16 protein-coding genes are annotated in these 14915 nt (G+C 55.5%); 4 read left to right on the top strand and 12 right to left on the bottom strand.

Annotation, left to right across the window (positions count from 1 at the left end):
- Positions 1-27 precede the first annotated feature (27 nt).
- From HNQ92_RS00445 to HNQ92_RS00415, 7 genes are all read right to left on the bottom strand, one after another.
- Positions 28-708 carry a Uma2 family endonuclease gene (locus tag HNQ92_RS00445; RefSeq protein ID WP_184169348.1) on the bottom strand — a complete coding sequence of 227 codons (681 nt, stop codon included), beginning with the start codon at positions 706-708 and terminating at the stop codon, positions 28-30.
- Between the two features lie 77 nt (positions 709-785).
- Complete coding sequence (locus HNQ92_RS00440; RefSeq protein WP_184169346.1) at positions 786-2123, bottom strand: TldD/PmbA family protein; 1338 nt, start codon at positions 2121-2123, stop codon at positions 786-788.
- Between the two features lie 32 nt (positions 2124-2155).
- Positions 2156-3799 (bottom strand): metallopeptidase TldD-related protein, encoded by a 1644-nt coding sequence (locus tag HNQ92_RS00435; RefSeq protein ID WP_184169344.1) that lies wholly within the window; start codon positions 3797-3799, stop codon positions 2156-2158.
- Positions 3800-3808: 9 nt separating this feature from the next.
- Positions 3809-4162, bottom strand: a complete 354-nt coding sequence (locus tag HNQ92_RS00430; RefSeq protein WP_184169342.1) for a hypothetical protein — start codon at positions 4160-4162, stop codon at positions 3809-3811.
- A 31-nt stretch (positions 4163-4193) separates the two neighbouring features.
- A complete protein-coding gene (locus HNQ92_RS00425; RefSeq protein WP_184169340.1) occupies positions 4194-4706 on the bottom strand; it encodes a hypothetical protein in 513 nt (170 codons plus the stop codon).
- A gap of 174 nt (positions 4707-4880) precedes the next feature.
- Positions 4881-6230, bottom strand: coding sequence for a TldD/PmbA family protein (locus HNQ92_RS00420; protein ID WP_184169338.1), 1350 nt, complete (start codon positions 6228-6230; stop codon positions 4881-4883).
- A 12-nt stretch (positions 6231-6242) separates the two neighbouring features.
- Entirely contained in the window at positions 6243-7886 is a 1644-nt protein-coding gene (locus HNQ92_RS00415; protein WP_184171721.1) for a TldD/PmbA family protein, read from the bottom strand.
- A 327-nt stretch (positions 7887-8213) separates the two neighbouring features.
- On the opposite strand from HNQ92_RS00415, the gene HNQ92_RS00410 reads away from it, so the two are divergent.
- The 4 genes from HNQ92_RS00410 to HNQ92_RS00395 are packed head-to-tail and all read left to right on the top strand — an operon-like array spanning position 8214 to position 11454.
- A complete protein-coding gene (locus tag HNQ92_RS00410; RefSeq protein WP_184169336.1) occupies positions 8214-8723 on the top strand; it encodes an RNA polymerase sigma factor in 510 nt (169 codons plus the stop codon).
- A gap of 12 nt (positions 8724-8735) precedes the next feature.
- The gene (locus tag HNQ92_RS00405; RefSeq protein ID WP_184169334.1) at positions 8736-9308 is read left to right on the top strand and encodes a hypothetical protein; all 573 of its coding nucleotides are present in this window, start codon (positions 8736-8738) and stop codon (positions 9306-9308) included.
- 8 nt (positions 9309-9316) lie between these two features.
- The gene (locus tag HNQ92_RS00400) at positions 9317-10198 is read left to right on the top strand and encodes a DUF4097 family beta strand repeat-containing protein (RefSeq protein ID WP_184169332.1); all 882 of its coding nucleotides are present in this window, start codon (positions 9317-9319) and stop codon (positions 10196-10198) included.
- A gap of 50 nt (positions 10199-10248) precedes the next feature.
- Positions 10249-11454 carry a DUF3575 domain-containing protein gene (locus tag HNQ92_RS00395; RefSeq protein WP_184169330.1) on the top strand — a complete coding sequence of 402 codons (1206 nt, stop codon included), beginning with the start codon at positions 10249-10251 and terminating at the stop codon, positions 11452-11454.
- Between the two features lie 59 nt (positions 11455-11513).
- On the opposite strand, the gene HNQ92_RS00390 is transcribed toward HNQ92_RS00395, so the two are convergent.
- The 5 genes from HNQ92_RS00390 to HNQ92_RS00370 all read right to left on the bottom strand — a co-directional run bounded on the left by HNQ92_RS00390 (position 11514) and on the right by HNQ92_RS00370 (position 14857).
- Positions 11514-12092, bottom strand: a complete 579-nt coding sequence (locus HNQ92_RS00390; protein ID WP_184169329.1) for a hypothetical protein — start codon at positions 12090-12092, stop codon at positions 11514-11516.
- A gap of 10 nt (positions 12093-12102) precedes the next feature.
- Positions 12103-12549, bottom strand: coding sequence for a DMT family transporter (locus HNQ92_RS00385; RefSeq protein WP_184169327.1), 447 nt, complete (start codon positions 12547-12549; stop codon positions 12103-12105).
- A gap of 36 nt (positions 12550-12585) precedes the next feature.
- Positions 12586-12897, bottom strand: coding sequence for an NADH-quinone oxidoreductase subunit NuoK (gene nuoK, locus HNQ92_RS00380; protein WP_184169325.1), 312 nt, complete (start codon positions 12895-12897; stop codon positions 12586-12588).
- Positions 12894-13412: an NADH-quinone oxidoreductase subunit J family protein gene (locus HNQ92_RS00375; protein WP_184169323.1), complete on the bottom strand. Its 519-nt coding sequence runs from the start codon at positions 13410-13412 to the stop codon at positions 12894-12896. The genes nuoK and HNQ92_RS00375 overlap by 4 nt, the downstream gene beginning before the upstream one ends.
- A gap of 65 nt (positions 13413-13477) precedes the next feature.
- The gene (locus HNQ92_RS00370) at positions 13478-14857 is read right to left on the bottom strand and encodes a 4Fe-4S binding protein (RefSeq protein WP_246439357.1); all 1380 of its coding nucleotides are present in this window, start codon (positions 14855-14857) and stop codon (positions 13478-13480) included.
- Between the last annotated feature and the right edge of the window lie 58 nt (positions 14858-14915).

Raw genomic sequence — 14915 nt, 5'->3', positions numbered from 1 at the left:
TCGCGTTGAGCAGGTGGTGCATCAAAACTAAGAAGACGGCTTTGCCATCAGTACCTGCAAGGTTTCTACGTTGGTTTTTTTATCAAAAATGGCTTTTACCGGAATCCGGAAGCCAGGTACGGTCAGGGCTTCCAGGGTGTCGTCTTGATCCAGGTACAGCACCGCTACCGACGCGAAGGCCATCGTGGCCGTATCCAGCTGGTACTGCTCCACGGCCTGGCGCACGGGGTCGATGATCCAGTATTCGCGTACGCCGTGGGCGGCATAGTCCTCAAACTTCACGCCCCGGTCGCGGCCCGTGGTGCTTCGGGAAAGTACCTCCACCACCAGATCCGGTGCTGGGTGCTCCATTTGGTCTTCCTGAAACGTAGCGGCGGTTTCCTGGTTCCAGTAGCAGATGTCGGGCTCGTAGTCGTTGCGGGTAAGGCCCACGAGCGCTTTTTCGGAATCTACCGTTCCTAAATCATGTAAATGTACATAGACCCTCAGGAGGGTAGTTAAGTTAGCGGTAGCTTCCAGGTGCCGACGCTTCGTGGGAGAATGCATGATTACCTCTCCGTTGATAAACTCGGCCTTGACGTCGTCGGTGAGCCATTCGCGAAAAGTCTGGCGGCGCTGGGCTTCGTCTTCCAGAATAGCCTGCACCCGCTCGATCACCAGCTTGGCATCGGGTGCTTCCAGTAAGTCGGCAACGCGGTTTTCGATCATAGCAGTAATTCGTTCAAAAGAGTTACAAAACCCGGAAAAGCTACCAAAGATAACGATTCCGGGCCTTTTTAGCAACACTACACGGCGTCTGATAAGCTTGTAAAGGTAAATTCCCGGATTTTCATCGGCGGAATCAGGTAGTTATTGTCCGACTCGGTACTGACCACCCGCTCGGGTTTGCCCAGGGCTTCCAGGTTGTTGAGCATGATGATCGGACTTTCGTTAAAACGAAAATTTTTAACCGGAAATTTGATCTGTCCGTTTTCGATGAAGAAAGTACCGTCGCGCGTCAGGCCGGTATAGAGCAGCGTCTGGGGGTCCACGGGCCGGATGTACCAAAGCTTCGTGACCAGGATACCGCGCTGGGTACTTTTGATCATCTCTTCCAGCGAAGCGGTACCGCCATTCATGATGAAGTTGCTGGGATAAGGTACCGCTTTCACGCCTTTTTTCTGCGCCCAGAAACGCGAGTACGCCAGGTTTTTGATGACCCCTTTCTCAATCCAGTTGATTTTTTCCTGTGCTCGGCCATCGCCCGCCCAGGGTGAAGCGGGTAGTTCGGGATGGGCCGGATCGGAGTAGATCGTCACGCGTTCGTCCACTAGTTTTTCACCCAGCTTGGTAGTACCTCCCGGCTTGCTCAGGAAGCTCCGGCCCTCGTCGGCACTGCGGGCGTCGAGGCTGTAAAAGATATTTTCCATCAGTACGGCCGCCGCCGTGGGCTCCAGAATGACGGTGTACTTGCCGGGTTCCAGCGCGCGGGCGTCGGCGGAGCCCCGGCACTTCTGGGCCGCGATGCGCGTAGCGGCGCCCGTATCCAGCTTTTTAAAGTCGCTGTAGCCGCGAGCCACGTAGCCAGAGCCCTTGCCGTCGTTGGTCCGGACGGTCAGGGAAAAGTTGACGTTGGTACTTGGATAATACGCAAACAATCCTTTGGAATTCATCATGGCCGAGTACCCGTGACGATCTTCCAGAAAACCCGCCGCATTCAGATCCTGCTCGCGGGTGAGCTGGAGGCTTTTAGCCACGGCTTCGGCCCGGGCCGCCGGGTCCAGCTTGGCCGTCGAATCAAAGTACCCCTGCGAAGTACCGTACTTTTGGGGGGTAAGTACCCCTACGTGCTCGGGATTTTCGGGCGCAAGCCGGGCCAGCTCCTCCGAGCGGCGTACGACTTTTTCCAGCGAAGCGTCGTCGAACTCGTCGATGGACGCAACACCGACTTTTTTGCCAAATGCCGATTGCACGGTCAGGTTTTGGTTGGTCAGTGAGCCGCTGGTGGATACTTCGTTGCGGGCGTAGCGGATGTTTCCCCGCTGCTCACCCAGTAGGTTGGCCTCGCATTCGTCCGCTTTGGAGTAGCTAAGTACCTTTTGCAGCAAGGCTTTGGCTTCGGATTCAGAAAGTATGATTGACATAGTGGTAGTGCTTCAAAAAAGAATGAGAAGGATTAAATCTTACGCGCGGTATTGATGACGTTCACACCGTTGAAGCGGGCCGTCGAACTACCGTGCGACACGGCGCTCGACTGGCTGGGCTGCCCTTTGCCGTCGAAAAACGAACCGCCCAGGCGGTAGTCGCGCTCGTCGCATACTTTCACGCACGAATTCCAGAACTCCTGCGTGTTGGACTGGTAAGCTACATCCTTGAGCATTCCGGCAATCTTTCCGTCTTTGATTTCGTAGTAAAGCTGCCCGCCAAACTGGAAGTTGTAGCGCTGCTGATCAATGGAAAACGAACCGTCGCCGATGATATAAATGCCTTTCTGGACATCCTTGATCAGCTCATCCACCGACAGCGGACTTTTGCCCGGTGCCAGCGACACGTTCGGCATCCGCTGAAACTGCACTGACGACCAGCTGTCGGCATAGCAGCAGCCGTGCGACTCTTTCTCGCCAATGATATGCGCCTGGTCGCGGATGGCCTGGTAGTTCACCAAGGTACCTTCCTTCACCAAATCCCAGCGCTTGGTATTTACGCCTTCGTCGTCCCAGCCTACCGCGCCCAGCGAGCCTTCCTGCTGCTTGTCGGCAAAGAGCGTTACCTGAGGGCTGCCGTACTTGAAATTCTTGGATTCCCACTTGTCCAACGTCGCGAAGGAAGTACCCGCGAAGTTGGCCTCGTAGCCCAGCACGCGGTCGAGCTCCAGCGGGTGGCCCACCGACTCGTGGATGGTGAGCCAGAGGTGCGACGGGTCCAGTACCAGGTCGTATTTCCCGGCTTCTACCGACTTGGCCGTGAGCTTCTCCTTGGTTTGCTGGGCGGCGGCCGTGGCATCCTCCAGCATGTCGTAGCGGGTGTTGTAGCGGGTCGTGACGCCCGTTACCTTGTCAGACGGGTTGGCCTGTAGGTACTCGTAGCCCCGGCCCACCGGCGCGCTGAGCGACTGCCGGGTTTCAAATTTACCCGTTTTGGGGTCAATCGTCGTGACGTTGAAGATGGGCCAGATGCGGTGGATGTCCTGGTCGATGTAGGAGCCGTCGGTAGAGGCAAAGTACTTTTGCTCATTGACCATGAACAGGACGGAATTCACGTAGTTGGCCCCGTTTTTCAGGGCAGCGTCATTGACCGAAAGTAGCAGATCTACTTTTTCCTTGATAGGTACCTCAAAGGCATTTTTGGTAATGGGCGCTTTCCAGCTCACTTCACCGAAGCCTTTCTGCGGGGCGAGCTGCACGGGCTCTTTGAGGAGCTTGGCGTTGGCTTTGGCAATGGCCACGGCCTGCTCGGCGGCCCGGGCGGTGGCGGCTTCGTCCTTGGCGTCGACGACGGCGGCGAAGCCCCAGCAACCGTTGGCGATCACCCGCACACCCACACCGTACGACTCGGTATTCACCAGGTTTTGCACCTTGTCTTCGCGCGTCACTACGTACTGGTTCAGGTACCTCCCGATCCGCACATCCACGTAGGAGGCACCCTTGGCGGTGGCGGCGTTAAGAGCGGCGTCGGCCAGGCGTTTTTTTAGGGCTACATCCAGGGGGCTTTCCAGCAAAGCTTCGGGCGCTACGGCGCGGCCCAACGTCGGAAAGGTAGGGAGCATGAGGGCTCCGGCGGTACCTAGTCCGGATAGTTGTAGAAAATCTCGTCGATTCACGGCTAGTTTTTAGGTGGTTAACGTTAGATCAAAGCCAATTTTGTTAAAATAGTCATTAATACAAATACCCTTTTCTGGATAAACATTGTGAGATCTAAAGGTGTTTAGAATACCCTCATTATTGCCTTTTCCATCATTGCTTACAAGAGTTCGGTTGTCATCTTTTCCTATTCTCAAGCAGAGTGCTATATCAATTATATTCTTATCAAATTTTTTACCATTTGGATCTTTACCAATAACTTTACATGCTCTTGCTAAGCCATAATAGAATTTATCCAAAAAATATGATATATCTTCATTTGTTATCTCTGCTGAATTTATATGCGCTTTTAACGTGCTATATAAAATAGAACGCACAATCATTTTGTATGCTTCTTCGTCAATAAAATTTTTATCAGTTAGCTCTTGTAAAGCTCCAGTTTAGTTTCAAATCCTCTTTTGCAGCAGTATACCCATTAATCATCTGTTGCTTAGTGTCTTCAATATAACTTCCTGCACTAGCTATATAGCTATTAGCGATATTATTTTTGCCATTACTGATATACTCATAGCAAACGTTAATGAGATCTGTATAAACTTTTAAATAATGCTGTTTAATGTTGTTTAAATTATAATGTTCAGCAATGTCAATTTGAATAGGTGGTGAAACCATTAATTTTCCCATGTGAGTGCAGTGCTCTAAAGCAATGCTCAGCGCAAGTTCACAATCTCTATTGTCTTTATTTGAATCTTCAAGATTTTTTATCAATTCACATATAACCCAGAAGTTGAGCTCTTTTGAATGCTGATGACTTAGTTCCTTATTAAATAAAGAGATTAACTGAAGTTTTCTTTGTTGTATACTTATGCCCCTAAAAGCTCTCGCAAGATTTCTGTATACATTTGTATCGAATATAACTATCGGCATAATATCTTTTTAGACTAACGTGTCAATCTACGTTCTGTAATTGTAATCAAAAGCCAAATAAAAGTACAGTAGCAAAGGGATGTGCGGAAATATATTTTTATGAATGGTACTGGGTATACAAAAGAAGGGAAGCTCGTCCGGGTACTTTGGACGGTGCTTCCCTTCTTGAAGTACCTACACGGCGTCCGAAAGGCTCGTAAAGGTGAAGTCCCGAATCTTGAGCGGCGGAATGAGGTTGCCTCCGCTGCGCTCGGGCTTGCCCATGGCCTCCAGGTTATTGAGCATAATCACCGGACTCTCGTTGAAGCGGAAGTTCTTGACGGGGTACTTGATCTGGCCGTTTTCAATGAAGAAAGTACCGTCACGCGTGAGGCCCGTGTAGAGCAGCGTTTGCGGATCGACGGCCCGGATGTACCAGAAGCGCGTGACGAGGATGCCCCGCTCGGTACTTTTGATGAGGTCGGCCAGCGACTGGGTACCTCCCGCCATGATGAAACCCGAAGGCGGCGGCACCGCTTTGACGCCCTTCTTCTCGGCCCAGTAGCGCGAGAAGTACATATTTTTAACCACCCCGTTTTCGATCCAAACGACCTTTTCCTGCGGGCGGCCGTCGCCACCGCCGCCGCCAAAGCGCCCTCCGCCACCACCGGCGTAAGGCGAGCCGGGAATGTCCGGGTTGGTAGGGTCGGAGTAGATCGTAACCCGCTCGTCGAAGAGCTTTTCGCCCAGGCGGGTTTCGCCGCCCCGCTTGCTGAGGAAGCTCCGGCCTTCGTCGGCGTTGCGGGCGTCCATGCTGCGCATCATGTTTTCCAGCAGGTCTACGGCTGCGGTGGGTTCCAGGATCACGGTGTACTTGCCGGGCTCCAGCGCCTGGGCCTTGGACGAAGCCAGGGCCTTCTGCATGGCGATTTCGGTGGCCGCCTTGGTACTAAGCTTCGCCACATCGTTGACGTCCCGAATGGCGTAACCGGAGCCCAGCCCGTCGGCGGTACGGACCGTGATCGAGAAGTCCACGGAGGTAGCCTTGTTGTACCCAAAGAGGCCTTTGCTGTTGCCAAACGACGAAAAGCCGGTGGTGTCTTCCAGGTACCCGGCGGCGGTGAGGTTCTTTTTCTTACACGGGTCAATGCTGTCAAAAGCCGCCTGCGCCCGGAACTCGGGATTGATCTTGGCGGTACTTTCGGCGTAGGTTTTGGTTTCCAGGTACTTCTGGGGCCCGAGCATGGGCATGTACTCGGGGTTTTCGGGAGCCAGCTGCGCGATCTCCTCCGCCCGCCGGACCGTCTTCTCGAGCGAGGCGTCGTCGAACTCGTTGATGGTAGCCGTGCCCGAGCGCTTGCCAAACACCGCCGTTACGGCCAGCGAGAGGTTGTTGGTTTCGCCGCTGGTCGAGACCGTATTGCGGGCGTAGCGAATGTTGCCGGTACGGCTGCCCGAAAGGCCCACGCTCATTTCGTCGGCTTTGGAGTACGAAAGTACCTTATCAATGATTTTCTTCGCTTCTTCTTGGGTTAAAATTGCCATGATAACTCCTCGTTAAATTTTCCGTCCGGTATTGATTACATTCACGCCGTTGAAGCGGGTGGTGGCGCTGCCGTGCGACACGGCACTGACCTGGCTGGGCTGTCCCTTGCCGTCGAAGAACGAACCGAAAGTACGGTAGTCGTCCTGGTCGCAGAGCTGCGCGCAGGAATTCCAGAACTCCTGGGTATTGGACTGGTAGGCCACGTCGTCGAGCATGTTCACGATCTCGCCGTTTTTGATTTCGTAGAAAAGCTGACCGCCAAACTGGAAATTGTAGCGCTGCTGGTCGATGGAGTAGGAGCCCCGCCCAATGATGTAGATGCCCTTATCGACGCCCTTGATCATGTCCATCACGCTGCGTTTTTCGGTACCTGGGGCCAGCGACACGTTCGGCATCCGCTGAAACTGCACCGAATCCCAGCTGTCGGCGTAGCAGCAGCCGTGCGACTCCTTCGCACCCAGAATAGAAGCCTGGTCGCGGATGGCCTGGTAGTTGACCAGGATTCCGTCTTTGATCAGATCCCACTCCTTGCAAGGTACCCCTTCGTCGTCGAAGCCCACAGTACCCAGCGTGTGGGGTTGGGTTTTGTCGGCCACGATGTTCACCAGCTTGCTGCCGTAGTTGAAGCTTTTGGATTCCCACTTATCCAGCGTAGCGAAGCTGGTACCGGCGTAGTTGGCCTCGTAGCCCAGCACGCGGTCGAGCTCCAGGGGGTGGCCCACCGACTCGTGGATGGTCAGGCCCAGGTGGTTGGGGTCAAGCACGAGGTCGTACTTACCGGGCTGCACCGACTTCGCCGTGAGCTTTTCTTTGGCTTGCTTGGCCGCCAGCGTGGCGTCCTCTACCATGTCGTAGGAGTTGCGGTAGCCCACCAGGCCGTTCGGGCCGGAGATTTTCTCCGAGGCCAGGCCGTCGAGGTACTCGTAGCCCATGCCCATCGGCGAGCTGATGGCGTCGCGGGTTTTGAACTTCCCGGCGGCCTTGTCGATGGCCGTCACCGTAAAGGTAGGCCAGATGCGGTGGATGTCCTGGTCGATGTAGGAGCCATCAGTCGAGGCGAAGTACTTCTGTTCGTTGACGAAGAACAGGTTGGAGGTGACGAAGCCCGCGCCGTTTTTCATGGCCTCGCCGTTGACCTTCATGAGCAGATCGATCTTCTCTTTGACCGGTACCTCAAACGCATTCTTGGTTAGCGGGGTTTTCCAGCTCACCTCGCCCACGCCTTTTTGTGGGGCCAGCACCACGGGTTCGGTCTGAAGCTTGGAGTTGGCTTTGGCAATGGCCACGGCGGTTTCGGCGCAGCGGGCTATGCCCTCGGGCGTTACGTCGCTGGTGGCCGAGAAGCCCCAGGTCCCGTTGGCGATCACCCGAATCCCCACGCCGTACGACTCGGTATTGGTAATGCTTTGGACGCGATCTTCGCGCGTGAAAAGGAACTGGTTGAGGTAGCGGCCAATCCGCACGTCGGCGTAGGTAGCGCCCTTACTCCGGGTGGTGTTCAGGGCGATGTCGGCCATTCTTTTCTTGAAAGCCACGTCAGCGCCGGGTTCCATGAGCCGTTCGGGGGTTACTGCGTAGCCTTTCACGGCCGAGGCAGGCAGCAGCATGGCACCCAGTCCCAGTCCGGATAGCTGCATAAAGTCTCTTCTTTTCATCATAGCGTATTCCTATGCGTAGTAAATAAAAGGTATTCGGGTATTTAATACTCAATAAAGAAAGCGCTCAGGTACTTCTCCACAGCGTGGCTGCGCGCTTACCAAGCGGTGAAAGTACTTATAATCGGGGAAAAACAGTACCTATGAAGCCTATTTTTTGTGTTATGCCAACTATTATGCAAGCAACTAGCCTTTCCTCGCCAATATTGTACTACTGCAGAGCTACGGCAAGAAAATATTTTCTGAAATAAATCCGGCGCTCATACAACCTTTTGAGCCGCAAGTACCCTCTTTATAGCAAAGTACCTCACCAGCCCCAACGCCCGCATGTTTACGGAGGCCGAACTCATCCAGGAATGCTTACGGCACGACCGCAGCGCGCAACGGCGGCTCTACGACCGCTATAAAAACGCCATGTACACCCTGGCCTACCGCATCACGGGCGACTTCGACGACGCCAGCGATGTGTTACAGGATGCCTTCGTGGAGGTGTTCCGGCACCTGGGGCAGTTCCGGGCCGAGGCTACGCTGGGTGCCTGGATCAAGCAGATCGTGGTGCGGCAGGCTACCCGGCGCAAGCGGCTGGTCCTTTGGCAGGCCCTGGACGACACCGCCGAGCCGGGCGTAGACTGGGGCGAGACGGCCATCAACGTAGCACACCTGGAGACGGCCATCCTGTCGCTGCCCGACGGCTTCCGGACGGTCTTTGTGCTGGCTGAGGTAGAAGGCTACACACACCGCGAAATCGCCGGGCTGCTGGGGATTTCGGAAGGTACCTCCAAGTCGCAGCTTTTTTACGCCAAGAAAAAACTACGAGCGCTGCTCACCGCTCCCTGACCCTGATGTATCATGGAAAAGAATAAAAGTACCCTGCGAGAGGCTTTGCAAAAACTACCCAGCTACCCGCCGCCGGAGGAAACCTGGCAAGGTACCTGCCAGAAAATGAACGAACTACCCCTGCGGGAGGCGCTCAGCCAGCTACCTACCTACCAGCCCGCGGAGGTACTTTGGGAAAGCATTGAAGCAAAAAGTGCTTCTAAAAAGCGTACGGCCTGGTACCGCGTGGCGGCAGCAGTGACGGTGGGGCTGCTCGGCTTGGGTACTTTCTACTTGTGGCCCGGTGAGAATTCGGCCGTTGCCTACTCCGTGGAGCAGGTAGATACCCGCCTGCAACCGGAGCCCGACCGCTTGATTGATGCCGAATACGAAAAACTACGCGCCTACTGCGAAGCGCAAAGCCTGCTGTGCAGTGGCGACGATTTCCAGCGGTTGCAGCGCGAGTTTGAGGCGTTGCAACGGGCCTCGGAGCGGCTACAACAGGCCATGACGCCCTACAATACCGAGCCCGCGCTGGTGCGGCAGCTCAACCAGCTGGAGCGCGAAAAAGCCCAGCTCCTGAACGAAATGGCTACGTTTATTTAACCAACCGCATGAACATCCAACGAATTATCATTTTCCTGTCACTGAGCCTGGGGGTACTTTACCCGGCGCGGGCGCAGGTGACGCTCCAGGTGGCTTCCCGCACCATTGAGCGGGCGGTACCGGCGCAGGGCATCCGGACGCTCCACCTGAACGCCGAGAAGGCCGACATCGAGGTGGTGGCCTGGGACAAAGCCGAAATCAACGTAACGCTGGAGCTCTCGGCGCGGCACCCCGACCGCAGCGTCGCCACCACCGACCTGGCCAAGATGCAGTACCTGGCCGAGCGCCAGGGGCGCGACTACTTCCTGCGGAACTACATTGTCCTGAAAAGCGGGGAAGCCAAGCCGGTGTCTAACCTCAAGGCGCACTACCGGATTCAGGTACCGGCGGGCTGCGCGCTGGAGGTTCGGAATAGCTTCGGTACGGTGTTGCTCAAAGGCTTACAGAATTCAATAAAAATGAAGGCGGATTTTTGTACGACCTCGCTCACCGACCTGTCGGGCCGGATGCTGCTGGAAACGACCTTCGGCGACCTCAAGGCCAGGTACCTACAGGGTACGCTCGCCTTCACCACCGACCACACCGACCTGCAGCTGGACGACGTCGGCGGTACCGTGAAGCTGGACGCCCACTACGGCAGCGTGGCCATTCAGCCCAGCCCGGCGCTCAATAGCCTCACGATCCAGTCCAGAAAGTCGGTCGTGACGCTGCTGGCCAAGGACTGGCAACGCTACGACTACGACATCCAGACCGCCTACGCCGCCACCCAGCTGCCCAACGGTTTCCGCTGGAAGCGCAACACGCCCGATTTTAAAGAAGCTTTTTTTAAACGAAACCAGACCGCCTTCGTCCACATCAACGCCGAGTTTGGCACCCTCACCGTGCGCTGAAGGTACCTCTACGCTTCAGCTTCACTCTCAACCTAACTTTCTTCATTGCCATGAAAAAAATAGGCTTTCTGCTTATATCCACGCTTGCTTTTGGGGCGCTCCGGGCGCAGGACAGCACGGGAATCCAGTACCGCCAGGAACTGGATTCCCTCCCGAAGCAACGCTTCCTCGACCGCTACGAAAACGTATTCATGACCAAAGTACCTACCCGCCACATGCTGAAGGTGGGGGTGGCCAGTGATTACCTGAATTTCGTAGGGCAAAATTTCTTGAAATTGGGCTATGAATATAAACTGTCACCTTCTTTTTCGGTGGGAGCTGATGCTTTTTTATCCGCGAGCTGGGGTGGTCACATTGGTCTTAGACGAACCACTACGATTCAGCCACAGGTGCGTTGGTACTATGATATGAAGAAGCGTATTCAGGAGGGCAAAAGTGCTAATAACTTCAGTGGCAACTACCTGGGTGTTTTTTACCAATATATCCATTATCATAACGTATTGCAGGATCATCAGCGGTTGGGCATTGAGTACGGCATTCAGCGCCGGTTTTTAAACCGTGGTGTTGTCGACTTTGCCATTGGGGTAGTTCGCCAAAGGGAATCTTGGGACTTACGCAATCCCGATGGCACCCGCAGAGACATCATTGATCAGATGGATTACGCGCTAGGTACCCGCCGTAGCATAAGATTGGCTTTTGGCGATTGGAAAAAAACAAAACAATCGCCACTCTGCGAGGTACTTCGCTGCGACGAACTGGTGCGCAGCCAACTGAAAATAGCCTGGCCGAATCTGTATTTGGGGCTTAGAGGGCAGCAGCTAAACGGAAGCATAGCCTATGAGCAGAAACTAGGCTCTGCGCCCTGGTCGGTGAATGCGCAGATCAACGGACAATTCGACCGATCAAGCCGACTTTTCACCTTCCATGACGAGATGCCTTACCTACAATGGCAGGTACAGCCCACGCTGCAACTACGGCATTATTTCTTACAAAAAAGGAAAATTCAGCGCGGTACGGGAGCGCCTAATTTATCGGGACCCTACCTAGGCTTACACACAGAATATTTTTACAGTCAGAATCCCTACCAAGACACTAAAGTCCTGGGTCTGGGTGGGGTAGTGGGGATACAGCAGCGACTGTTCAAAAACGCCTACATTGACCTAAGTATTTCGCGGGGACAAAATCTGCTGAAGTCACAACGCGGGCGGCCCTCCCACCAAACTACCTTTCACTTGGGCGTAGGGTTAGCGTTTTAAGGGGTACTTGGGAAGGTACTTGGGTCCAAGTACCCAGGCCGGAAGGGTACCTGCTGAGGCTATTTATTGCCACCAAATACCTTGGCGTCGGTGATTTGGTCGCGGTGTACCTCCAGAAAGTAGCAGAAGGCCTCGATCTGTTTTTCCTGCACCGAAAAATCCATGTCGAGCGTATAGTCTTCCTGGTACACCTCCCGGAAGTCGGTGATGACGTACCGCAGCGTGCGGATGCCCTTGGGCCGCAGCGCCAGTAAGTAGAAGTTCTGGTGGTTGTGGGTGAAGCGGTCGGGGGCGTAGCGGCTGGTGGTTTTGAGGTCCACGGCCAGGGTGCGCCCGATCACGTCCACGTAGCCGTAGAGCAGTACTTCGCCGAGCTGGTATTGGCAGTATACCTGCGTCTCGACCATGGGCCGGGGCAGCAGCGCGCGGGCTTTGCGAAGTACCTCCGGGTCGAAGTACTCCTCGTCGGTACCTTTGATCACCGCTTCCTCAAACGACACCCCGCGCGCCTGGGCTTCCGTTTGCGGAATGGGTACACGGTTGATGCGGTCGAGTAGTTCCTGCTCGCTCAGGTACCCCCGCTGGTAGCGGGCGAAGGTATTGAGCAGGGTGGGATAGAATTTATAACGGATCTCCATAACCTCTTTCTTAGTACTTCAGGATCAAAACAACGCCCAGTATCAGCAGCAACACCCCCAGCAGGCGCAGCAGGCTCATGGGCTGTACCGCAAAGCCCAGCAACCCGAAGTGATCAATGACCACGGAGGCAATGAGCTGCCCCGCCACGGCCAGGCTCAGCATGGTAGCCGGGCCAATGTCGCGCACGATGAAGACGACCGTCAGGACGTAAAACGCTCCGAACAAGCCGCCCGTCAGTTTCCACCAGCTGATTTGCCGGAAGGAATCCAGGGAAGGCAAATTTCCCGTATTGAACACCACAAAGGCCAGCAGCAAAGCTACGAATCCGCCCAAAAAGGAAATGAGGCTGGCTACGTAAGGGCTCCCGACCGAAATACGAAGCTGGTAGTTGATGCCCGACTGCACCGCCGTAGATACGCCGAGAAGAACGGCCAAAATGAGAAAAAAGAAGTACATAGCAGCTATACGTAGGTTGCCGGATCAGCCCGGGTTTTATTTTTTCAGGTCGCTTACCTGGTCGGGATCGATGGTTTGGTAGTGGCCGTATACCCGCAGCACAATCCCCAGCGCCACCGTCACTTCGGCCGCGGCGACTACTATTACAAACAGCGCAAACAACTGCCCACGCAGGAAAGTAGGGTCGTGGCGGCTGAAGGCAACGAGGTTGAGGTTAACGGCGTTCAGCATGAGCTCCAGGCCAATCAGAATACCGATGACGTTGCGCTTGGTAATAGCCACCGCCAGCCCGATGCTGAACAGCGCCGCGGCAACGATCAGGAAATGAATCAGGGGAATGGTACTCATGCCGAGGGATTACGGTTTAGGGCCAGGTAGGCCGCGCCAATCAGCGCTACCAATAGAAGTACCCCCGCGATTTCGAACGGAAGCAGGTGGGACGTCATGAGCTCTACGCCCAGCGTGCGCAGTGTGGAGCGGCTGGTGAGGGTATCGCCTCCCAGCCGAAACCGGCTCCCCAGCAGCGTAAAGAGCAGCAGACAAAATACCGCTACACTAGCCAGGAATCCCCAGAAGCGCCGCCCGGAAAGTACCTCGACGCGGTTGGAAGCCGTGGCTTCCTGGCGTTCGGGTGTCTGCGTGAGCATGATGCCAAAGATGAGCAGCACCAGGATGCCGCCGACGTAGATCATCAGCTGCGTGACCGCCAGAAAATCGGCCCCGGCCAGGACGTACAGCGCGGCTACGCCCAGCAGCGCCACAAACAGGGCAAAGGCAGCGTACATCAAGTTGCGGGTCAGCAGGATAAACAGCGCCGAACCGATGCACATGGCCGAAAATCCGTAAAAAGCGACTAATTCCATACTGGCGAAAACGGGTCAGCGGTAAGGGCGGTAAAAGTAGTAAATAACCGGGGGCAGGCCAAGTACTACTCGGTGGGTGGCTTGGGTTTGGGTTTCATGCTGGGCCGGAAAGGTACCTTGGCGGCGGGTCGTTCGGGGGTTTGTTCCTCCGGGGCTTCTTTTGCCGGTACTTCTTCCGGCGTTTTGGGTTGAGCTGGTACCTCTTTGGGGGGTACTTCGGCCGCCTTGGGTTTCATGCTGGGCCGGAAGGGTACCTTGGCTACCGGTTGTTCCGTAGGTACTTCCGGAGTCGGTTCGGTAGGTACTTGGGGCGCTTGAACCACGGGCGCTTCTTCAGCAGCGGGCGGGGCTGCCTTCGGCTTCATGCTCGGTTTGAAAGGTACCTTGGCCGCGGGTACTTCCGGAGCCGGTACCTCCGCGGCGGCATCTTTCACCTCCCCGGTTTTGGGCTTCATGCTGGGTTTAAAGGGTACCTTCGCGGCGGGCGCATTCGGTTCTTGGGGTACTTCGGCTGCCTTCGGCTTCATACTGGGCTTGAAAGGTACCTGAGTGGCCGATTTTTCCGGAGCCGGTACTTCCGAAGCGGCGTCTTTCACTTCTCCGGTTTTGGGCTTCATCCCCGGCCGGAAAGGCACCTTGGCCGTGGGCGGGTCGGCGGGTCGGTCGGAAGGTACTTCGCTGGCTTCCGTTTTGGGCTTTTGGCTGGGCCGGAAGGGTACTTTGGCGGCGGGTTTTTCCTCCGTAGGTACCTCGTCTGCGGGTATAGGGGCGGGAGCTTCCGGGGCCGTTGGGGGCTTCATGCCGGGCCGGAACGCCGGGCGCGGCTTGGCCGGTACCTCTTCCGGGCTGGCGGCGGCCTCGGTGCCCACCGGCTTTTTGGCGGCTTTGAGTGCTTCTTTTTCTTTTTGAAAAACCTCCAGTAAGTCTTGTTTTTCCTGGGCCTCCTCGGGCGTCAGGTTGGCGTAGTGATACACCATGTCCCGGATGTCTACCTCGCTGTAATCAAACGTTTTGGTCATGGTGAGGCACTCCGTGGGGCACACGGTGGTACACAAGCCGCAGTAGCAGCACTTGGCCATGTCGATGTCAAACTTAGCGGCGTACAGCCGGATGGGCGAGCCGTCCGAAGCGCGGCCTACCTCTTCCGTAGCCTTGATGGGTTCAATCTCGATGCAGTCCACGGGACATACCTTGGCGCATTTGTCGCACACGATGCAGTCGTCCATCTCGTTGTGCAGGCGGTAGCGGCCGTTGTCCGGAATGGGGATGGTCTCGAACGGGTACTGAATCGTCACCATGCCGTCATCCTGCGCAAAAAAAGAGTCCGAGCGCACATCCATGGGCATACGACGCTTCCGGGCCGCCCACACGTGGCGCCACGTCAGCCGCATACCCGTCAGCGTCGTAGTAATTCCTTCGGCAATATCTTTGAAGTACGTCGACAAGATTTAGTACTGATTTTTAGTAGCCCAACAAGTCTATTACAAAAATAGAGTATAGCCC

The sequence above is a fragment of the Rhabdobacter roseus genome, from assembly GCF_014202275.1.
In the GTDB taxonomy this organism is placed as follows: domain Bacteria; phylum Bacteroidota; class Bacteroidia; order Cytophagales; family Spirosomataceae; genus Rhabdobacter; species Rhabdobacter roseus.
Note: the sequence above shows the minus strand (reverse complement) of the source record. Positions and strands in the feature narration are given on the sequence as shown.

Bases quoted from the DNA above. Each gene is read 5' to 3' on its own strand.
- HNQ92_RS00445 (WP_184169348.1), bottom strand. From the start codon at position 708: ATGATCGAAAACCGCGTTGCCGACTTACTGGAAGCACCCGATGCCAAG.
- HNQ92_RS00440 (WP_184169346.1), bottom strand. From the start codon at position 2,123: ATGTCAATCATACTTTCTGAATCCGAAGCCAAAGCCTTGCTGCAAAAG.
- HNQ92_RS00430 (WP_184169342.1), bottom strand. From the start codon at position 4,162: ATGATTGTGCGTTCTATTTTATATAGCACGTTAAAAGCGCATATAAAT.
- HNQ92_RS00425 (WP_184169340.1), bottom strand. From the start codon at position 4,706: ATGCCGATAGTTATATTCGATACAAATGTATACAGAAATCTTGCGAGA.
- HNQ92_RS00420 (WP_184169338.1), bottom strand. From the start codon at position 6,230: ATGGCAATTTTAACCCAAGAAGAAGCGAAGAAAATCATTGATAAGGTA.
- HNQ92_RS00415 (WP_184171721.1), bottom strand. From the start codon at position 7,886: ATGAAAAGAAGAGACTTTATGCAGCTATCCGGACTGGGACTGGGTGCC.
- HNQ92_RS00410 (WP_184169336.1), top strand. From the start codon at position 8,214: ATGTTTACGGAGGCCGAACTCATCCAGGAATGCTTACGGCACGACCGC.
- HNQ92_RS00405 (WP_184169334.1), top strand. From the start codon at position 8,736: ATGGAAAAGAATAAAAGTACCCTGCGAGAGGCTTTGCAAAAACTACCC.
- HNQ92_RS00400 (WP_184169332.1), top strand. From the start codon at position 9,317: ATGAACATCCAACGAATTATCATTTTCCTGTCACTGAGCCTGGGGGTA.
- HNQ92_RS00395 (WP_184169330.1), top strand. From the start codon at position 10,249: ATGAAAAAAATAGGCTTTCTGCTTATATCCACGCTTGCTTTTGGGGCG.
- HNQ92_RS00390 (WP_184169329.1), bottom strand. From the start codon at position 12,092: ATGGAGATCCGTTATAAATTCTATCCCACCCTGCTCAATACCTTCGCC.
- HNQ92_RS00385 (WP_184169327.1), bottom strand. From the start codon at position 12,549: ATGTACTTCTTTTTTCTCATTTTGGCCGTTCTTCTCGGCGTATCTACG.
- nuoK (WP_184169325.1), bottom strand. From the start codon at position 12,897: ATGAGTACCATTCCCCTGATTCATTTCCTGATCGTTGCCGCGGCGCTG.
- HNQ92_RS00375 (WP_184169323.1), bottom strand. From the start codon at position 13,412: ATGGAATTAGTCGCTTTTTACGGATTTTCGGCCATGTGCATCGGTTCG.